Annotated in this window: 17 protein-coding genes; 10 read left to right on the top strand and 7 right to left on the bottom strand. The window is 35.8% G+C overall.

Annotated features, from left to right (window positions below):
• Positions 1-134: 134 nt before the first annotated feature.
• The gene (locus AN34_RS07290) at positions 135-734 is read right to left on the bottom strand and encodes an LURP-one-related/scramblase family protein (RefSeq protein ID WP_029283798.1); all 600 of its coding nucleotides are present in this window, start codon (positions 732-734) and stop codon (positions 135-137) included.
• A gap of 114 nt (positions 735-848) precedes the next feature.
• Between AN34_RS07290 and AN34_RS07285 the strand changes: the two genes are divergently transcribed.
• Complete coding sequence (locus AN34_RS07285) at positions 849-1694, top strand: S1 RNA-binding domain-containing protein (RefSeq protein WP_029283796.1); 846 nt, start codon at positions 849-851, stop codon at positions 1692-1694.
• A gap of 86 nt (positions 1695-1780) precedes the next feature.
• Here the strand turns inward: AN34_RS07285 and AN34_RS07280 are convergent, their stop codons facing one another.
• The 3 genes from AN34_RS07280 to AN34_RS07270 form a co-directional block, all read right to left on the bottom strand.
• Positions 1781-2446, bottom strand: a complete 666-nt coding sequence (locus tag AN34_RS07280) for an MCP four helix bundle domain-containing protein (protein ID WP_029283794.1) — start codon at positions 2444-2446, stop codon at positions 1781-1783.
• Between the two features lie 215 nt (positions 2447-2661).
• Entirely contained in the window at positions 2662-4095 is a 1434-nt protein-coding gene (locus AN34_RS07275) for an ATP-dependent RecD-like DNA helicase (RefSeq protein ID WP_029283792.1), read from the bottom strand.
• A gap of 361 nt (positions 4096-4456) precedes the next feature.
• Positions 4457-5596 (bottom strand): putative sensor domain DACNV-containing protein, encoded by a 1140-nt coding sequence (locus AN34_RS07270; RefSeq protein ID WP_029283790.1) that lies wholly within the window; start codon positions 5594-5596, stop codon positions 4457-4459.
• A gap of 167 nt (positions 5597-5763) precedes the next feature.
• Here AN34_RS07270 and AN34_RS07265 point away from each other — a divergent pair, with 167 nt between their 5' ends.
• From AN34_RS07265 to AN34_RS07240, 6 genes are all read left to right on the top strand, one after another.
• Positions 5764-6570 carry a DUF3822 family protein gene (locus tag AN34_RS07265; protein WP_029283788.1) on the top strand — a complete coding sequence of 269 codons (807 nt, stop codon included), beginning with the start codon at positions 5764-5766 and terminating at the stop codon, positions 6568-6570.
• The gene (rsmD, locus tag AN34_RS07260; RefSeq protein WP_029283786.1) at positions 6561-7097 is read left to right on the top strand and encodes a 16S rRNA (guanine(966)-N(2))-methyltransferase RsmD; all 537 of its coding nucleotides are present in this window, start codon (positions 6561-6563) and stop codon (positions 7095-7097) included. The genes AN34_RS07265 and rsmD overlap by 10 nt, the downstream gene beginning before the upstream one ends.
• Positions 7098-7461: 364 nt before the next feature.
• Positions 7462-7923 carry a pantetheine-phosphate adenylyltransferase gene (coaD, locus tag AN34_RS07255; protein ID WP_029283784.1) on the top strand — a complete coding sequence of 154 codons (462 nt, stop codon included), beginning with the start codon at positions 7462-7464 and terminating at the stop codon, positions 7921-7923.
• Positions 7924-7925: 2 nt separating this feature from the next.
• On the top strand, positions 7926-8768 hold the full coding sequence (locus tag AN34_RS07250) for an AbiJ-NTD4 domain-containing protein (RefSeq protein ID WP_029283782.1): 843 nt from the start codon (positions 7926-7928) through the stop codon (positions 8766-8768).
• A gap of 159 nt (positions 8769-8927) precedes the next feature.
• A complete protein-coding gene (locus AN34_RS07245) occupies positions 8928-9431 on the top strand; it encodes an RNA polymerase sigma factor (protein WP_029283781.1) in 504 nt (167 codons plus the stop codon).
• Positions 9421-10032, top strand: a complete 612-nt coding sequence (locus tag AN34_RS07240; protein WP_029283779.1) for a hypothetical protein — start codon at positions 9421-9423, stop codon at positions 10030-10032. Before AN34_RS07245 ends, AN34_RS07240 begins: the two co-directional genes overlap by 11 nt.
• A 264-nt stretch (positions 10033-10296) precedes the next feature.
• On the opposite strand, the gene AN34_RS07235 is transcribed toward AN34_RS07240, so the two are convergent.
• Positions 10297-10908, bottom strand: a complete 612-nt coding sequence (locus AN34_RS07235; protein WP_029283777.1) for an NUDIX domain-containing protein — start codon at positions 10906-10908, stop codon at positions 10297-10299.
• Between AN34_RS07235 and pyrE the strand changes: the two genes are divergently transcribed.
• From pyrE to clpB, 3 genes are all read left to right on the top strand, one after another.
• Positions 10907-11551 carry an orotate phosphoribosyltransferase gene (pyrE, locus tag AN34_RS07230; protein WP_029283774.1) on the top strand — a complete coding sequence of 215 codons (645 nt, stop codon included), beginning with the start codon at positions 10907-10909 and terminating at the stop codon, positions 11549-11551. The two genes, AN34_RS07235 and pyrE, sit on opposite strands and share 2 nt — an antisense overlap.
• Positions 11552-11599: 48 nt before the next feature.
• Complete coding sequence (locus AN34_RS07225) at positions 11600-11998, top strand: SRPBCC family protein (protein ID WP_029283772.1); 399 nt, start codon at positions 11600-11602, stop codon at positions 11996-11998.
• 281 nt (positions 11999-12279) lie between these two features.
• Positions 12280-14883 carry an ATP-dependent chaperone ClpB gene (clpB, locus tag AN34_RS07220; protein ID WP_029283770.1) on the top strand — a complete coding sequence of 868 codons (2604 nt, stop codon included), beginning with the start codon at positions 12280-12282 and terminating at the stop codon, positions 14881-14883.
• Positions 14884-15010: 127 nt separating this feature from the next.
• Here clpB and AN34_RS07215 read toward each other — a convergent pair whose 3' ends face one another.
• Positions 15011-15217: a helix-turn-helix transcriptional regulator gene (locus tag AN34_RS07215; RefSeq protein ID WP_029283768.1), complete on the bottom strand. Its 207-nt coding sequence runs from the start codon at positions 15215-15217 to the stop codon at positions 15011-15013.
• A gap of 14 nt (positions 15218-15231) precedes the next feature.
• Complete coding sequence (locus AN34_RS07210) at positions 15232-15720, bottom strand: DUF2975 domain-containing protein (protein WP_036676627.1); 489 nt, start codon at positions 15718-15720, stop codon at positions 15232-15234.
• Positions 15721-15736: the final 16 nt, after the last annotated feature.

Below are 15736 nucleotides of genomic sequence, written 5' to 3'. Positions count from 1 at the left end.
TGGATAGATCAAATTTAACCCATTTATTTGATAGTGCTGGCAATAAAAATATTAAAATAAAGATAAGTGAATGATTAATGAAATGCTTAAAAAAATTTTAATTCATCAATTAATCATTCACTTTTTAAAAATTATTAACTTTCTTTTAAAACCATATCAATGGTAATTGCTGTGGCTACAATCGCTACCTTCTGGTCGCTTTCTGCATAGCTAGGGTCTATCGAAACATTGTATTTATCAGCTGTGGTAAACACCTCTTTTAATGCGCCTGCCCATTTCTTACTGATTTTACCTATTTCAGCGCCTGTTTTATTAGTGATATTAAAATTCCAAGCCTTCCAATCGCCAGTTATTTTGGCAATCTCCTCTCCCGAAACAGGATTTGATATCGTAAAAGTTGGTTTAAATAATTTAAATTTCTGCTTGATAATGCCCACTTCAACACCCATCGGATCGGTTACGATAATTTTAGACATCCAGAAAGTCCAGCCCCTACTGATGGTGGCCTGCAATTGATCGTTCGCATCAGTAATCTCCAATTTAAAAGGCATCATTCTTTTATCAACCAATAAACTTAATGCCTTTTGCCAACCGCTGATGCGTTGCTTAATGATACCGATCTGGTTGCCCTGATTATTATAAACCTTATACTCATTCGCAAACTTCAGGAAGTTTACTTTTTCATCAATAAAATATTCGTCACTTAAAAAAAATGTAGGAATCTGCTTATTCATATGGTAGCTATTTTAGATAATCGGCTAAATTATATAAAAAAATTAAAATCGGCTGTTGCTTTTAAAGATTACTATCTTTGCGCAAACCATTGAAGAAAATGGTTAACCAATACCATGATTGAAATAGGAAAATATAACGAATTAAGAGTTTTAAGCAAAACTGAAGCTGGTTTAAACTTAACTGATGGTGATAAGCTGGTTATTTTACCTTATCAATATGTGCCAAAAGGATTGGAAATTGGAGATAATGCTAACGTTTTTGTTTACATCCAAAAAGACGGTCGCTTAACCGGAACCACTCAAAAAGCCTATGCTGAAGTGGGTGATTTTGCGTTCTTAAAAGTTGTTTCAGATGGAGAAGATGGTATTTTTATGGATCTAGGCATTGATAAAGATGTTTACGTACCTACTAAAGAGCAGAAAAGGCCAATGCAAAAAGGCTATAAATATGTAGTGTATCTGTATCTGGATGAAAATAGCGATCGCTTGCTAGCCTCATCTAAACTTTATGATTTTGTTGAGGAAGAAAACTTCGACTTTGAAGAGGGCGACGAAGTGAGTTTATTAATTACGGAGGAAACCGATTTGGGCTTTAATGCCATTATCAACAATACTTATATTGGTTTGCTTTATCACAATGAGGTTTTTGATAACATTCAGATTGGAGACCATCGTAAAGGCTGGATCAAAAAAATACGTGTAGAAGGCAAAATTGATCTGACTTTACAACCTAGCGGTTACGGTCATATTTTAGACTCAAAAGAGGTGATCTTAAATGCATTGAAAAAGAATGGTGGTGTGATCGAACTTGGTGATAAAAGTTCTCCGGAAGAAATTTACCATCAGTTCCAAATCAGCAAAAGTGCATTTAAAAAAACCATCGGTTCCCTTTATAAAGAACGTTTAATCGTACTTTCTGATGATTCGATTCGGTTGTTAACTGATGAAGAAGCAGAATAATTAGCCATTTTTGGCCGCAGATTACGAATATTAGATAGATGCTGAAATAAATTCAGCATGACGAATGAAATAATCTGCGGATAACCTTAATTTAAATTAAATTTCTCATTCTGGATTTTGACCATATTTGAAGCAGAAATTATTGAGACAACCATTACGCCAATCAAAACAGCTAAAATTCCTTGCAAAGAAGAATATATTTTAGTTCCTGAAACGAAGATTTTGGAATCCTTAATTAGGTCATTGCCAACATTTGATTGAATTTTAATCAGCGCAGAAAGTTTTACAAGTGTTTGGTTAGACATTTTTTTTCCTTCAGACTGATAAATTCTAAGTCCATCTTCTTCAGTCATTTTCAATACCATTAATTCAAGCTGCTTTTGATTACCTAAGGCACTTTTTAGATCATTCAAAAACACTTCTTCCTGCTTAACCAATAATGTCAGTTCGTATTTCTTAATAACAGAATCAATTTTGAAGTTATACTGATCAATTTTTGCCTTACCAGTTAATGGCAAAGAATCGTTGATCAACGCATCATTAAAAATCATATTTTTTTGATAGAGATTTTCGGCAATGAAATATAAATCAGTCGCCGGAACCAGCCGATCATTGTACATGGAGATAAATGATTCATTAATTGTTGCTACGCTTTTATCTTCCAAAAATCGGATTAACAGCATGCAACACATAATACAAAAGAGCAGGAAAGCAATTTTTAACTTATTTTTGAGGCTAAAAGCGAATTTCATATTATACTTTGGTTAGCTGATTCAAGGTAAGAATTTAGGATGGCTTGACCGCAGATATTGTTGTAATTTTTGAATTATCTAAAACATATCAGAACATTTTAGCTTGTCTACTTACCATTCTTTATAGAGTAAATTTTAATTTGCGAATCTGGGGCTAAACTTAATTTAGGTTCTATCACTAAATAAAATTCATGTTTCCGTGGCAAAGTTTATCCTTAAAAATAATCCTCCTGCGCAGTTTTTGCAAAGAGTTGAGGCGCAAAATTAACTAGATATAACTCCTTCTTTGCGCGGGTTACAGCTGTATACAACCAACGCAGAAAATCAAGGTCAATCATATCTTCAGTCAGATAGCCTTGGTCAGCAAAAATAGCATCCCACTGACCGCCTTGTGCCTTATGACAAGTTACTGCATAGGCAAATTTAATTTGAAGGGCATTGTAAAAAGGATCTGCCTTAATGGCCAGCATCCGCTGACGTTTATTTGCAATGTGTGCATAATCTTCATTTAATCCATCAAAAAGCTTTTTATTTTGCTCATATGGCAGATTTGCTGATTCGAGATTTAAGGTATCCAGCATCACTTTACAGCTAATTTGTCCTGCTGACTGAAAATCCATAAATTCTAAGGTGGTATCAGCAAATCGAAAACCATAACGTTCTTCCTCTCCCCTCACACGGATCACTTTAGCCATATCTCCATTGGCGATAAAAGCTGTTTCTTCGTTTTCTGGGAGCCAAAAATAGTTATTGCGAACCACCATAATCTGATCGCCACCTGTTAGCTCCTCTTCACGGTATAACAACCTTGCCCGGATTTGCTGGTTGTAAATATTAGCAGATTTGTTAGATCGGCAAACCACCAGTGTATTCTCCATTCCAAACTTGCGGTAGGCATATTCTAATCCTTCTACCAGCCTGGCACCCGCCATATTGTAAATATCTGTATAATTCTTAGTTAGAAATTTTGGCAATGGATTCTCAGGATTTTTTGAAATCTGGTTCCGCAGCATGGTCGCATTGGCTAAAATACCCGATTTCTTTCCCTGTCTCACTACTTCCTTCAATTCCACAGCAGTAATGGTTAGTGCAAATTTATCCTTTAAATATTGTTCATTTAAGGCTGGACTTTCTAAACTTCCTACCGGTGGCAATTGTGCAGTATCGCCAACAAAAAGCAAAAAACAATTTTTAGTGTTATAGACAAACTCTAACAAATCCCTCAAAATAGAAGATCCTGTATCGTTAAATTCATCGGCAATCATAGATGCTTCATCTATAATAAAGAGGGTATTTTCGGATAGGTTTGGAGCAATTTGAAACTGCATTTCCGGCGATGCAGCCGAGCGTTTTCTGTAAATTCGTTTATGAATGGTTAAGGCCTTCCGTGAAGAATACTGACTCATTACCTTTGCCGCACGCCCTGTTGGTGCCAGCAATTCACTTTTTAAATTAAATTTAGCCAACACTTTTACCAAAGCCGCAACGGATGTAGTTTTACCTGTACCCGCATAGCCTTTTAAAACGAAGCAGCGGTATTCATCTTCTTCCTGCAAAAACTTTGACATCCGTTCGCAAAAAAGCAATTGCTCTTTAGTGGGTATGTGTTCATAAGCTTGTGCAATTAATTGACTTTTATTTAGGTACATTATTATTGAATCGTTTTATTATTAAATTGTTTTGAAAAGTGCTTGCTTTATTGATTTGGAAAGCAATTGTGCAGCCATCAGCATTTACAAATTATTCTAAATCATCGACAAGTTGCTAAGGATACTAACTTAAACAAACTGAAGTATATAACCTGGATTCAATAATTATTGGCTGATTTTACCATTCCGGTTTACGACCACCTCCGATACATCGGAGGGAATAGCAATCGTAATTCCCCTCCATTGGAGGGGTGCCCAAAGGGCGGGGTGGTTAAAAACACAAATAACCTCATCAAATAGTATTGTAAAACACATGATTAGTCGAACCCAGTTTATTAAGAATAACAGCAATCAAGCAATTTTACAATAATAATGTTTCAATCCGATGTGCCATTACCATTTTCTGCTGTTTACTCCAGCTAAAAATCGTAAAATGACCATCTTGCGACGCAACCAATCCAATGGCATCGGGTTGGTCATTCACAAACTGTGCTACTGAAAAATGCCTCGTACCACCTAGCTGTCCGGGATATAACAGTTTATCTTCTCCACCAACAATCGGCTCAGAAAAGGCAATTTGCTCTACCGTTGGTTTACCTTTTGCACGACCAATCTTTGCACCAAAAGCAATCAAATCAAATTGGTCGTTAATAATAGTAGCGCCGTCAACAGCAGTTAATCCAGCTAAGTGTTCTACCTCACGCCTTAGCGCACCCTGCGAGAAAATTTCAGTCTGGTTACCACTTTGCTTAGCCAAATTTGACAAGCCACAGAACGGAGGCTCAATTAAGTATTGAATGGGTTGAATAATGGAATCTTTCCATTTGGTATTTTCCTTTGGCACGATCAACAAAGCACCGCCACGCCCATGCCCACGCATGGAAACCGAGAACTGAATAAGGATGTTAATCGGATCATTCCAACTGGCCAATACCGTTAAATCCAATAAAGCCTTTAAAATCGGCGGACAATCACGATTAGTACAGGAAGTATCATCCACAATTCTAATCTGTTCTCCTTTTAAAACCGCAACGTTAGTGTATTTGCCAATACCATAAATCCGCCTGTGTTTGATCACAATTAATCCAGGTTCAGAAACATCCACTACAAAACAAAAGTTAGGAATATTTAAAGTTGTACCCCAGATGTATAATTCGCCATGCTCTTCCCACACACCCAAATGAATACCAGAACGCTCTATACCAGGTGCTATTTTAGTAAGTGTGTTTGCATTTAGTGGTAATGGTTTTGCAAATTTTAAAGGTTTTGAAGTTTGAGATGGTGGCAAAAAAGCAACGGATATACGAGGTGAATGTCCCTCTTCTTTCCGCAGGCTACTCCAAAAAGCTACGTCTATCAATGCCTCTATTGTTTTCCTGTCAGGCTGTGTAGCCAGATCAACTTCTCCCTGCGATGCGGCATTTTGATGCAAGCGAATAAAATGTTGCTCAATTTTACCAGCAACTGTGTTTGCGGCTTTATAAGTAGGCGTATAACTCATGTTCCGAATTTAAGCCGAATATTTCAAATTTTTAATAGATGAAAGGTTTGATTTTGGTCAAAAGATTTGCTTGGATTATGACCAGATCTGCGCCCAACTTAGCACACTTTACGAAAAAACTTTGTGCCCTTTGCGGTTAATCTCTAAAAAACTCTATTTTTGCGATAATGAGTAATAACAGCCTTTTATTGGTAGACCCGGATTTTAAAGCTGATGCATCAGTAAACTATCAGTTATTATTAAAAATAACGAACGATAGTTTTTCTTATGCGGTAGTTGATCAGGACTCAGAACAAGTTAAAGTAATTTTTGATCAGCAAGGCTGTGAAGATTTGCCGCTTGTTTTACAGGCTGCATTCGCATCAGATCGTTATCTATCACAATCATATAGCTCAGTAAAAGCAGCTATCCATACCTCAAATTTTGTCTTTATTCCGAATGAGTGGTTTAATGCTGATGATTTATCCGTTTATGCTAATTTTTTGGGCTCTGAGGGTAAGATTTACAGCAAACACCATCAACATCTTGGTTTTAATACTGTTTTCTCTATAGAAGAAACTATACAACAAAAACTTCCGGAAAATGCAGTTGTTTATCCGCATGCATCACCTTTACTTGCTTTGTTTAATCAACTAACTAGTGATGCCTTATTAATTGATTTTACAGCATCTTCGTTTAATGTTTTATTTGCAAAGGATAAGAAGATCAATTTCCAGAATCATTATTCAGCGGAAACTGCCGAAGAGTTTAATTATTTCCTGTTATTAATTATGGAGCAGCTTGGGCTTACAGAATCTGTACCAGTTTATCTTCAGGGAATTATTAATGAAGATGACGACTATTATAATACATTACTAAAATATTTTAATAACCTATACTTCTTTCTTCCTGCTGAAAAACAACATTCTGAATTACTGGCTGATATGCCTAAACACTATTTTAGCAGTTTGCTAGCCTTAAGTTTATGCGAATAATTGGAGGTAAACTAAAAGGCATCCGTTTGCAGCCACCTGCAAATCTTCCTGTACGCCCGACTACTGATATGGCCAAAGAGGCTCTTTTTAACATTTTAAACAATAAATTTGATTTTGAAACTTGTGCCGTACTCGATTTATTCTGCGGGACGGGAAACCTGACTTTTGAATTTGCTTCCCGCAACGCAGAAAAGATTTTAGCTGTAGATATGGATTATGGCTGTGTAAACTGGGTAAAGAGCGCTGCACAGAAATATGAATTTAAGCAGGTGGAAGTGCGTAAGGCAGATGTTTTTAAACTATTGAAACAGATGACCGGCGCATATGATTTAATTTTTGCCGATCCGCCATATCACATGCCCAATATCCCACAGCTGCCTGTTATAGTTCAGGAACAGCAATTGCTTAAGCCAAACGGATTGCTTATTGTGGAGCACCAAAGCAATATGAGATTGAGCAATCAACCTGGCTATACTGAAACCCGTAAATACGGAAACTCATCGTTTAGCTTTTTTGAATATGTTTAACCGCTAAAGGCCACTCAGGTTTTTCGCAGAGCGCAATAAATCTTAAATTATAAATATACAGTCGTCATTTCCGTAACCTGTCCCGAATATTCGGGAGTGGAGAAATATTTGTAATTAGCACTTAATTAAGCTTAAAAGATTTCTCCATTCCGCTTTGCTTCATAAATCATTCTAATAAATCCACACCTCGTCTTCATTTCGAGCAAAGCCGAGAGATCTTTATAATTAATATATAATAGCGCTTAAAAAGATTTCGCTTCGCTGAATCCCTTTGGGGTTTCTCCATTCTACCTTGTTTCAATTGAAATAACGATTAACTTCGTTAAGCCTTTCACCTTTCGGCTTAAAAATTTATATTTGAATGATGAAAATAGCGCTATTTCCAGGTTCATTTGATCCTATTACCATCGCACACGTAAACATTCTGCAACGTGCCACTCCCCTTTTTGATAAAATAGTAATCGGAATCGGACTGAATAGTTCCAAGCAAAATTTTCTAACAGCAGAACAAAGGCTTCATATCCTGGAAACGGTTTTCGCTGATTACAAAAATATCGAAATACAAACCTATCAGGGCTTAACTGTAGATTTTTGCAGGAAGATAAATGCCACTTATATGGTTCGTGGTATTCGTTCCGCATCAGATTTTGAATATGAAAGAGCCATTGCTCAGATTAACCAAACCATGATGCCAGAGGTAGAAACTATTTTACTTTTGAGCAAACCGGAATACTCTGCCATTAGCTCAACCATTGTTCGTGATATTCTAAGAAACCATGGCGATGTAAGTCCTTTTGTACCGAAAGAAGCTTTAGGGTTTTTGTAGATATGAGATTTTCGCAAAGAATAGGCAAGACATCTATCAGAGAATTAATACAAGTCGAATCAATTGATGAAAAATTAACAAATCGAATTTGGAATATAATAATTGAATATTTTTTCAATTCATTTTCTCAATATGGTGAATATAACAGCGTTTCTCCAAGAGAGAAGATTTGTATATATATATGGAAAGAATATTTTGGAAATAGAACCGATGAAGCTCCCTCCCCAAGTTATAATTCCACTTATTCGGAATCGGTTATTGGATATGTAAAAAAATATTATCTTAAAGCTAAATGGTTTGAGAAATATGATTTAATTGAATTTCTATCTGAAATCGAAAAGCAAGATTTTGGTTTTACAAAAATGTGCAATGAAGCGTTAACTACAGAAATGTCTGCTTATAGAATAATTAATCATAAAATAGTTCAAATAACATCGGAGCAAGAAATTTTGTCTATAGAAAATGCTTTATCAAATTCCGAAAAATGGAACTCAGTAAATATTCATCTTGAGACCGCCATAAATATTTTAGCAAATAGAGAAAATCCTGACTATAGGAATTCTATTAAAGAATCTATTTCTTCTGTTGAATCTTTATGCGCTATAATCACAAATGATAACAAAGCTACATTAGGTAAAGCATTAGCAAAAATTGAAAAAATGCATAACCTTCATCAAACTTTAAAAAGTGCTTTTACTTTATTGTATGGTTATACTTCAGATTCTGGTGGGATTCGCCATGCATTATCAGAAAACGATACTCCAGTAACTTTTGAAGATGCTAAGTTTATGCTTGTTTCATGTTCAGCATTTATTAATTACCTTAAAGTAAAAATCGAAAAATAACTTCTAACATTTTTCATTCCCTATGTAACGTTTTCACAATTCGATTACTAATAGCGTAAATAACAAATTAATGCGTACTCAATTAGTAAAGATTTTAAAGTTCAATCTGCATTTCCGTTACAACGCCAGTACTTATTTAGTCAATCAATTGGGTTTTAAATGAAAGAAACCGAAACGATATTTCTATCCCTGATTAATCAGCACCAGGGGATTATACATAAGATTTCCAAAATGTATATGAAAGAGGTGGAAAACCAGCGAGACCTGTTTCAGGAAATCATTGTACAATTATGGAAAGCCTATCCAACATTTAAAGGAAAAAGTAATTTCTCAACCTGGATGTATAGGGTAGCTTTAAATACAGCGCTAGTATATTTTAAAAAGGAAAATCGAAAGGTTGATCAGGCGCTATTGGATGACAATCTTAATATAGCCGATGTAAATGATGGGGAATCTGAAGAAGAGAAACTTGATTACCTATATAAGGCTGTCCAAGAGTTAAATGCTGTAGAAAAAGCATTAATATTTTTGTTTCTGGAAAACCAATCGCACAGAGAAATTGCCGAAAACCTAGGCATCAGTGAGATAAATGCGAGAGTCAAGTTAAATAGAACTAAAGAAAAATTACAAATTATCATAAAGAAAAATGGCTATGAATTTTGATAAGCTTAAAAATGAATGGAATGCTGATCATTCGGAGGAGAACAACCGTATTACCGGAGATATGCTTAAAATAAAACAAGCACACACACCTATTGATATCATCAGAAAAAAGATGAAACATGAGTTTTTCTATCAACTGGTCGCTTTAATTATAATGTCTATGTTTCCATATATTATTGGTTTCAGTACCGAGATGAAACTGGTTTATATGATATTTTATGTCATTATTTGTGGTTTCACCACTTATTATTTTTTAAAATTTTACAGATTTTATAAAAACTCTTACGATATGAGCTTAGATAGCCGTAAAAATATCCTCTGGTTTTTTTACGAAATGAAACTAAACATTGAACTTTATAAGGCATTAACCTATATAATCGTTTTCATTGGTTTAGCCTTTTTTGCTATTTATTTCTTAACCGAAAGTGCCTCCATGACCGTTAAAATTATTAATAAGCTATCTCCGGTTTATATATTGTTGAACTGTTTTTTTTCCATCTTGATTATTGGCGTAATTACTGAATTATGGGCCTGGTATTATTATGGAAAGTACTTGAAACAGGTTAAGAAAGTTGTTGATGAATTGGATTTTGAAAATTAACATGAGATTGCTTCCCCGAAAAGTCAGGCCAGGCTGTCGTAACTCCTCAGCAATGAAGATTCTAATTTAAAAATCGTCTTCCTCAATTCATTTCAGGATCTTATCTAAAAGATGCTGAACTCAATTCAGCAGGACGATTCGACTGGTGCGTTCCCAAGAAAAAAATCGTCATTGCGAAGCAAATTTTTCATTTGCTGAAGCAATCTCCATTGAAAAATCTCAGCCAAAAAGATTGCTTCGTCGTACCTCCTCGCAATTGTAAATTTACAATATTCCTCCGGCCCTCATTACATCCATAATCGACGGAAAAGTGTTTTTAACCACAGGAGCAAGATGATTTTTATCCAGCCAAACAGCTTCCTCAATCCCCTCCTCTTTTTGTGGAATTAATTTTGGCTCGCCCTTAACCTTCATCTTGTACCAGTTTGTTTTTTTAATGACCATTTTAGATCCATTTGGATAAACATGGTACGTTTTACAAAGCTTTTCTTCGCGTTTTAATATTTTAATCCCACATTCCTCTTCTACTTCTCTAACAGCTGCTTCCTTCATACTTTCGCCCAGTTCAAGTTTACCTTTTGGTAAATCCCACTTTTTATTTCTGAAAATAAATAAGAAATTTCCGTTAGCACTCTCTACCAAACCGCCAGCGGCCTTAATGATCTCACAATTCTTTTTGAGCCTTTTAAATGTTTCCTCCGGATTTTTAGCTAAAAACAAATAACTTTTCTTTGAGCCATTCTTTAATTTTTTATAAAATGTTTGTAAATCAAAATCTTGAAATTCAAGTTGTTGAATCTTTTCCTTCTGCTCTGGTAAAACATCTGATATAAACAAAGTGTTATCGTTAATATAAATTCTGTAATTTTGGGCCATGTATAATAAAAGTGATATTGAATTAAAGGTAGCGGAATTTTTATTACAAATAAAGGCAATTAAATTACAACCTAATAATCCTTTTACCTGGGCATCTGGTTGGAAGTCGCCGATTTATTGCGATAACCGCATTACCCTTTCCCATCCTCAGGTTAGAACATACATCCGTCAGAAGCTTGCACAAGCTATTCAGGAAGAGTTTGGTTCAGTTGATGTTATTGCAGGCGTTGCTACAGCTGGCATTCCACAAGGCGTACTCGTTGCGCAGGAACTTGGTTTGCCTTTTATTTATGTTAGATCGAAAGCAAAAGAGCACGGAACCGGAAGTTTAATAGAAGGAGAAGTAATAGATGGACAACGCGTAGTAGTTATTGAAGATTTAATCTCTACCGGAAAAAGCAGTTTACAAGCTGTTGAAGCCCTAAGATCTGCAGGTTTATCAGTTGCTGGCTTAGCTGCAATCTTTACCTATGGATTTGAGAAAGCAGATGAAAACTTCGCTGCCGCAAAATGTCGTTATCTTACCCTATCTAACTATGCCGCACTAATTGATTATGCTGCAGAGCACAGCATCATTGCAAAAAGTGACATGGAATTGTTAAGCAAGTGGCGTTTAAATCCTTCTGAGTGGGGTCAACATTAAGTTAAGAATTTCCACCAACCAAATATAAAATAACCTTAAAAAAACACAATGACAATTATTGAAAGCACTGTAGATGTAAACAAACCTGTTGCCGAGGTTTATGCTTTTCTCTCTAATATGAATAACCACCAAAGATTGATGCCCGAAAATATATATAACTGGGAATCAACTGAAGATGAGGCACGTTTTACCATTCAGAATATGGCTAAACTGGCTATTAAAATCTCCAATCGTGTTGAAAACCAAGAACTAACTGCCATCCCAACAGAAAAAGCACCGTTTGAAGTGGAGTTAAAATGGACAGTAGCAGATAATGGTAACGGAACAACAACTGCAAAACACATCGTTACTGCAGATTTAAATATGATGATGAAAATGCTGGCATCTGGTCCATTGCAAAAGTTAGTTGATCACCAAACAGAACGATTAAAAGATCTTTTAGGATAATTATTTATCCGCTGATTTGTTCAGCCAATTGCTTTTAACATATAGCGAGGATTATTCTTCGCTTTTTTTATGCTTAAAAATTCCAATTCACGTTGCTTAATCAGATCAGTATTTATAATATTACCAGTTTCACCATTAAATTAGTAAAACAGACAAGACAAAATTTCAGCACAACACACTATAAATCAGAATTTTATTCATACAAACAAATAATAAAGCGACAAAATTTCCGATTTAGAAATCAAAATAGACATGGCATCTGTTTTGATCCAAAGGAAAATATGAACTTCAACAATTTCACTATAAAAGCCCAGGAAGCGATTCAACAGGCTTCTGAAATAGCCCAAGGCAATCAGCAACAAGCTATTGAAACAGCACACTTACTTAAAGGTCTGCTTACTGTTGATGAAAATGTAGTTTCTTATGTATTAAAGAAATTAAACGTAAATCTGAATTCCCTCAATCAGAATTTAGATGCTGAGATCACAAGGTTTCCAAAAGTAAGCGGAAGTAATGTTTACCTTTCATCTAACACCAATAGCGTTTTACAAAAGGCGCAAACATTTTTAAAAGAATTTAAAGATGAATTTGTATCGGTAGAACATTTGTTATTAGGAATTTTAGCCGTAAATGATAGCACTGCAAAACTTTTGAAAGAACAAGGTGTAAACGAAAAAGACCTTAAAAAAGCAATTGTATCATTGCGTGGTGATAACCGGGTAACCGATCAAAATGCTGAAGCCACTTATCAGGCGCTCAGCAAATATGCCCGCAACTTAAATGAATACGCAGAAAGCGGAAAGCTCGATCCGGTTATTGGCCGAGATGAAGAAATTCGTCGGGTCATTCAGATTTTATCCCGCAGAACCAAGAACAACCCTATTTTAATTGGAGAACCAGGTGTAGGTAAAACTGCCATAGCCGAAGGTATTGCATTTAGAATTATTAAAGGAGACGTACCTGAAAATTTGAAAAGTAAAACTGTTTTCTCCTTGGACATGGGTGCTTTAATTGCTGGTGCAAAATATAAAGGCGAGTTTGAAGAACGTTTGAAAGCTGTTGTTAAAGAAGTTTCGCAAAGCGATGGAGATATTGTACTCTTTATTGATGAGATCCACACCTTGGTTGGTGCTGGTGGTGGTGAGGGTGCAATGGATGCCGCCAATATCTTAAAACCGGCTTTAGCAAGGGGCGAATTAAGGGCCATTGGCGCGACCACTTTAGATGAGTATCAAAAATATTTAGAAAAAGACAAAGCGCTTGAACGCCGTTTCCAAAAGGTGATGGTAGAAGAACCTGATACCCAGAATGCTATTTCTATCCTTCGTGGATTGAAGGAGCGTTATGAAACACATCATAAAGTACGCATTAAAGACGAAGCCATTATTGCAGCGGTAGAAATGAGTCAGCGATATATCGCAGATCGTTTTCTACCTGATAAGGCTATTGATTTAATGGACGAGGCAGCCTCTAAACTTCGAATGGAAATGGATAGTGTTCCGGAAAATGTAGATGCATTAGATCGGGAAATCATGCGCCTGGAAATTGAGCGTGAAGCCATCAAAAGGGAAAAAGATGATCGTAAAATACAGGAGTTATCTGAAGAGATTGCCAATCTATCAGCAGAGCGTGATGAATTTAAAGCAAAATGGCAAGGTGAAAAAGATCTGGTTGATGCGGTAAATAATCAGCTTGAACAAATTGAGCATTATAAATTAGAAGCCGAGCAGGCCGAACGTGCCGGAGATTATGGCAAGGTTGCTGAGATCCGTTATGGAAAAATTAAAGAAGCTCAGGATCAGGTAGAGAAATTAAAGGCCGATCTCGAAAGCCAGCAAACAGACAGCAGAATGCTTAAAGAGGAAGTTACTGCTGATGATATTGCAGGTGTAGTTGGTCGTTGGACCGGTATACCTGTTACCAAACTGATTGCCAGCGAGAGAGAAAAACTTTTAAATCTCGAATCAGAACTACACCAGCGTGTTGCAGGTCAGGATGAAGCCATTGAAGCGATTTCTGATGCGATCCGTCGCTCACGCGCAGGCCTACAGGATAAGCGTAAGCCAATTGGCTCATTCATTTTTTTAGGAACTACCGGTGTAGGTAAAACCGAGCTGGCTAAAGCATTAGCAGAATTTTTATTTAATGATGAAAATGCACTCACCCGGATTGATATGAGCGAATACCAGGAACGCCACGCCGTTTCCAGACTAATTGGAGCGCCTCCAGGATATGTGGGTTATGATGAAGGTGGGCAGCTTACGGAAGCAGTAAGACGTAAACCTTATTCGGTAGTACTATTGGATGAGATTGAAAAAGCACATCCTGATGTATTTAACATCTTGTTGCAGGTTTTGGATGATGGTCGCCTAACAGATAATAAAGGCAGAACTGTCAATTTCAAAAACACGATCATCATCATGACTTCCAATATTGGTGCACATTTGATTCAGGATAATTTTAAAGATTTAAGTGATGAAAACCGTGATGAGGTAATTGCCAAAACCAAAAATGAGTTATTTGAGGTATTGAAACAAACCATTCGTCCAGAGTTTCTAAACCGTATTGATGAATTGATTATGTTCACACCGCTGAACCGTAGTGAAATCAGAAATATTGTTGCCTTGCAATTTAGGCAGGTAAAACAAACACTGGCCGAGATGGGAATTGAGATGGAAGCCAGTGATGAAGCATTGGATTGGCTGGCACAGCTGGGTTACGATCCTCAATTTGGTGCAAGACCACTTAAACGAGTTATTCAAAAAAGAATCTTAAATGAGTTGTCAAAAGAGATATTGGCAGGTAAAGTGGATAAAGACAGCAAAATTAAATTAGATATGTTTGACCATAACTTTGTGTTTTTGAACCAAAAACAAGATTCATAATTACATTATTCAAAGGGTCTGTTCATGATGTGGACAGACCCTTTTTTACATTATTGATTTTTTTATTAAGCTTATCAGCTATTGATATTAGCTTAATTGCTGATTCTTCCCATCAAAAAATTAGAATCTATTTAAGCCTAAACTCCAGTATATCTCCAGGCTGGCAATCTAATATTTCGCAAATAGCCTCAAGAGTTTCCAAACGAATAGCTTTTGCCTTTCCGGTTTTGAGAATCGATAAATTTGACATGGTAATTCCTACGCGGTCGCTTAACTGCGTAAGCGACATTTTACGACGGGCAAGCATCACATCTAGATTTATAATAATTGGCATGTCCGAAGTATTAATTAAATGGTAAAGTCGTTTTCTTGCTTTAATTCAAGTCCTTTTTTGAAAACAAATGCGATGGTCAAAAGTGTAATTCCAAGAATTAAAAGCCAAAATTCAAAATCAACATTTAGTACGTTATTAATACTTAATTTATCTAGATTTAAGCAGTTAAAGATAAATAACAAAAAGGGGACTGAAACGCAGTACCATCCAGCCAAGTATAACCGTTGAATATTTTCCACACTAAAAACTTCGCCCAATTCAATTGAATTGATGAATAGATAGAGATACACAAAGATTCTTAATGCAAAGAAAGAAATGATAAGTATTAAAAAGCCCTGAGAAAATGATAAATCATTATTTCCAGAACCTGATGAAGTGTTTACATGATTCCACCCATCTCTAAATCCTGCTATTCCCCCATTAATCATAGAGATTAAAAAACCAATTACCAATACGACTACGTATATTATTTTAGTTAATTTGATTTGATATTGAGTTTTCATATTTATTTTATTTTTT

Origin of the sequence: Pedobacter sp. R20-19, assembly GCF_000708265.2 — a bacterium.
In the GTDB taxonomy this organism is placed as follows: Bacteria; Bacteroidota; Bacteroidia; order Sphingobacteriales; family Sphingobacteriaceae; genus Pedobacter.
Note: the sequence above shows the minus strand (reverse complement) of the source record. Positions and strands in the feature narration are given on the sequence as shown.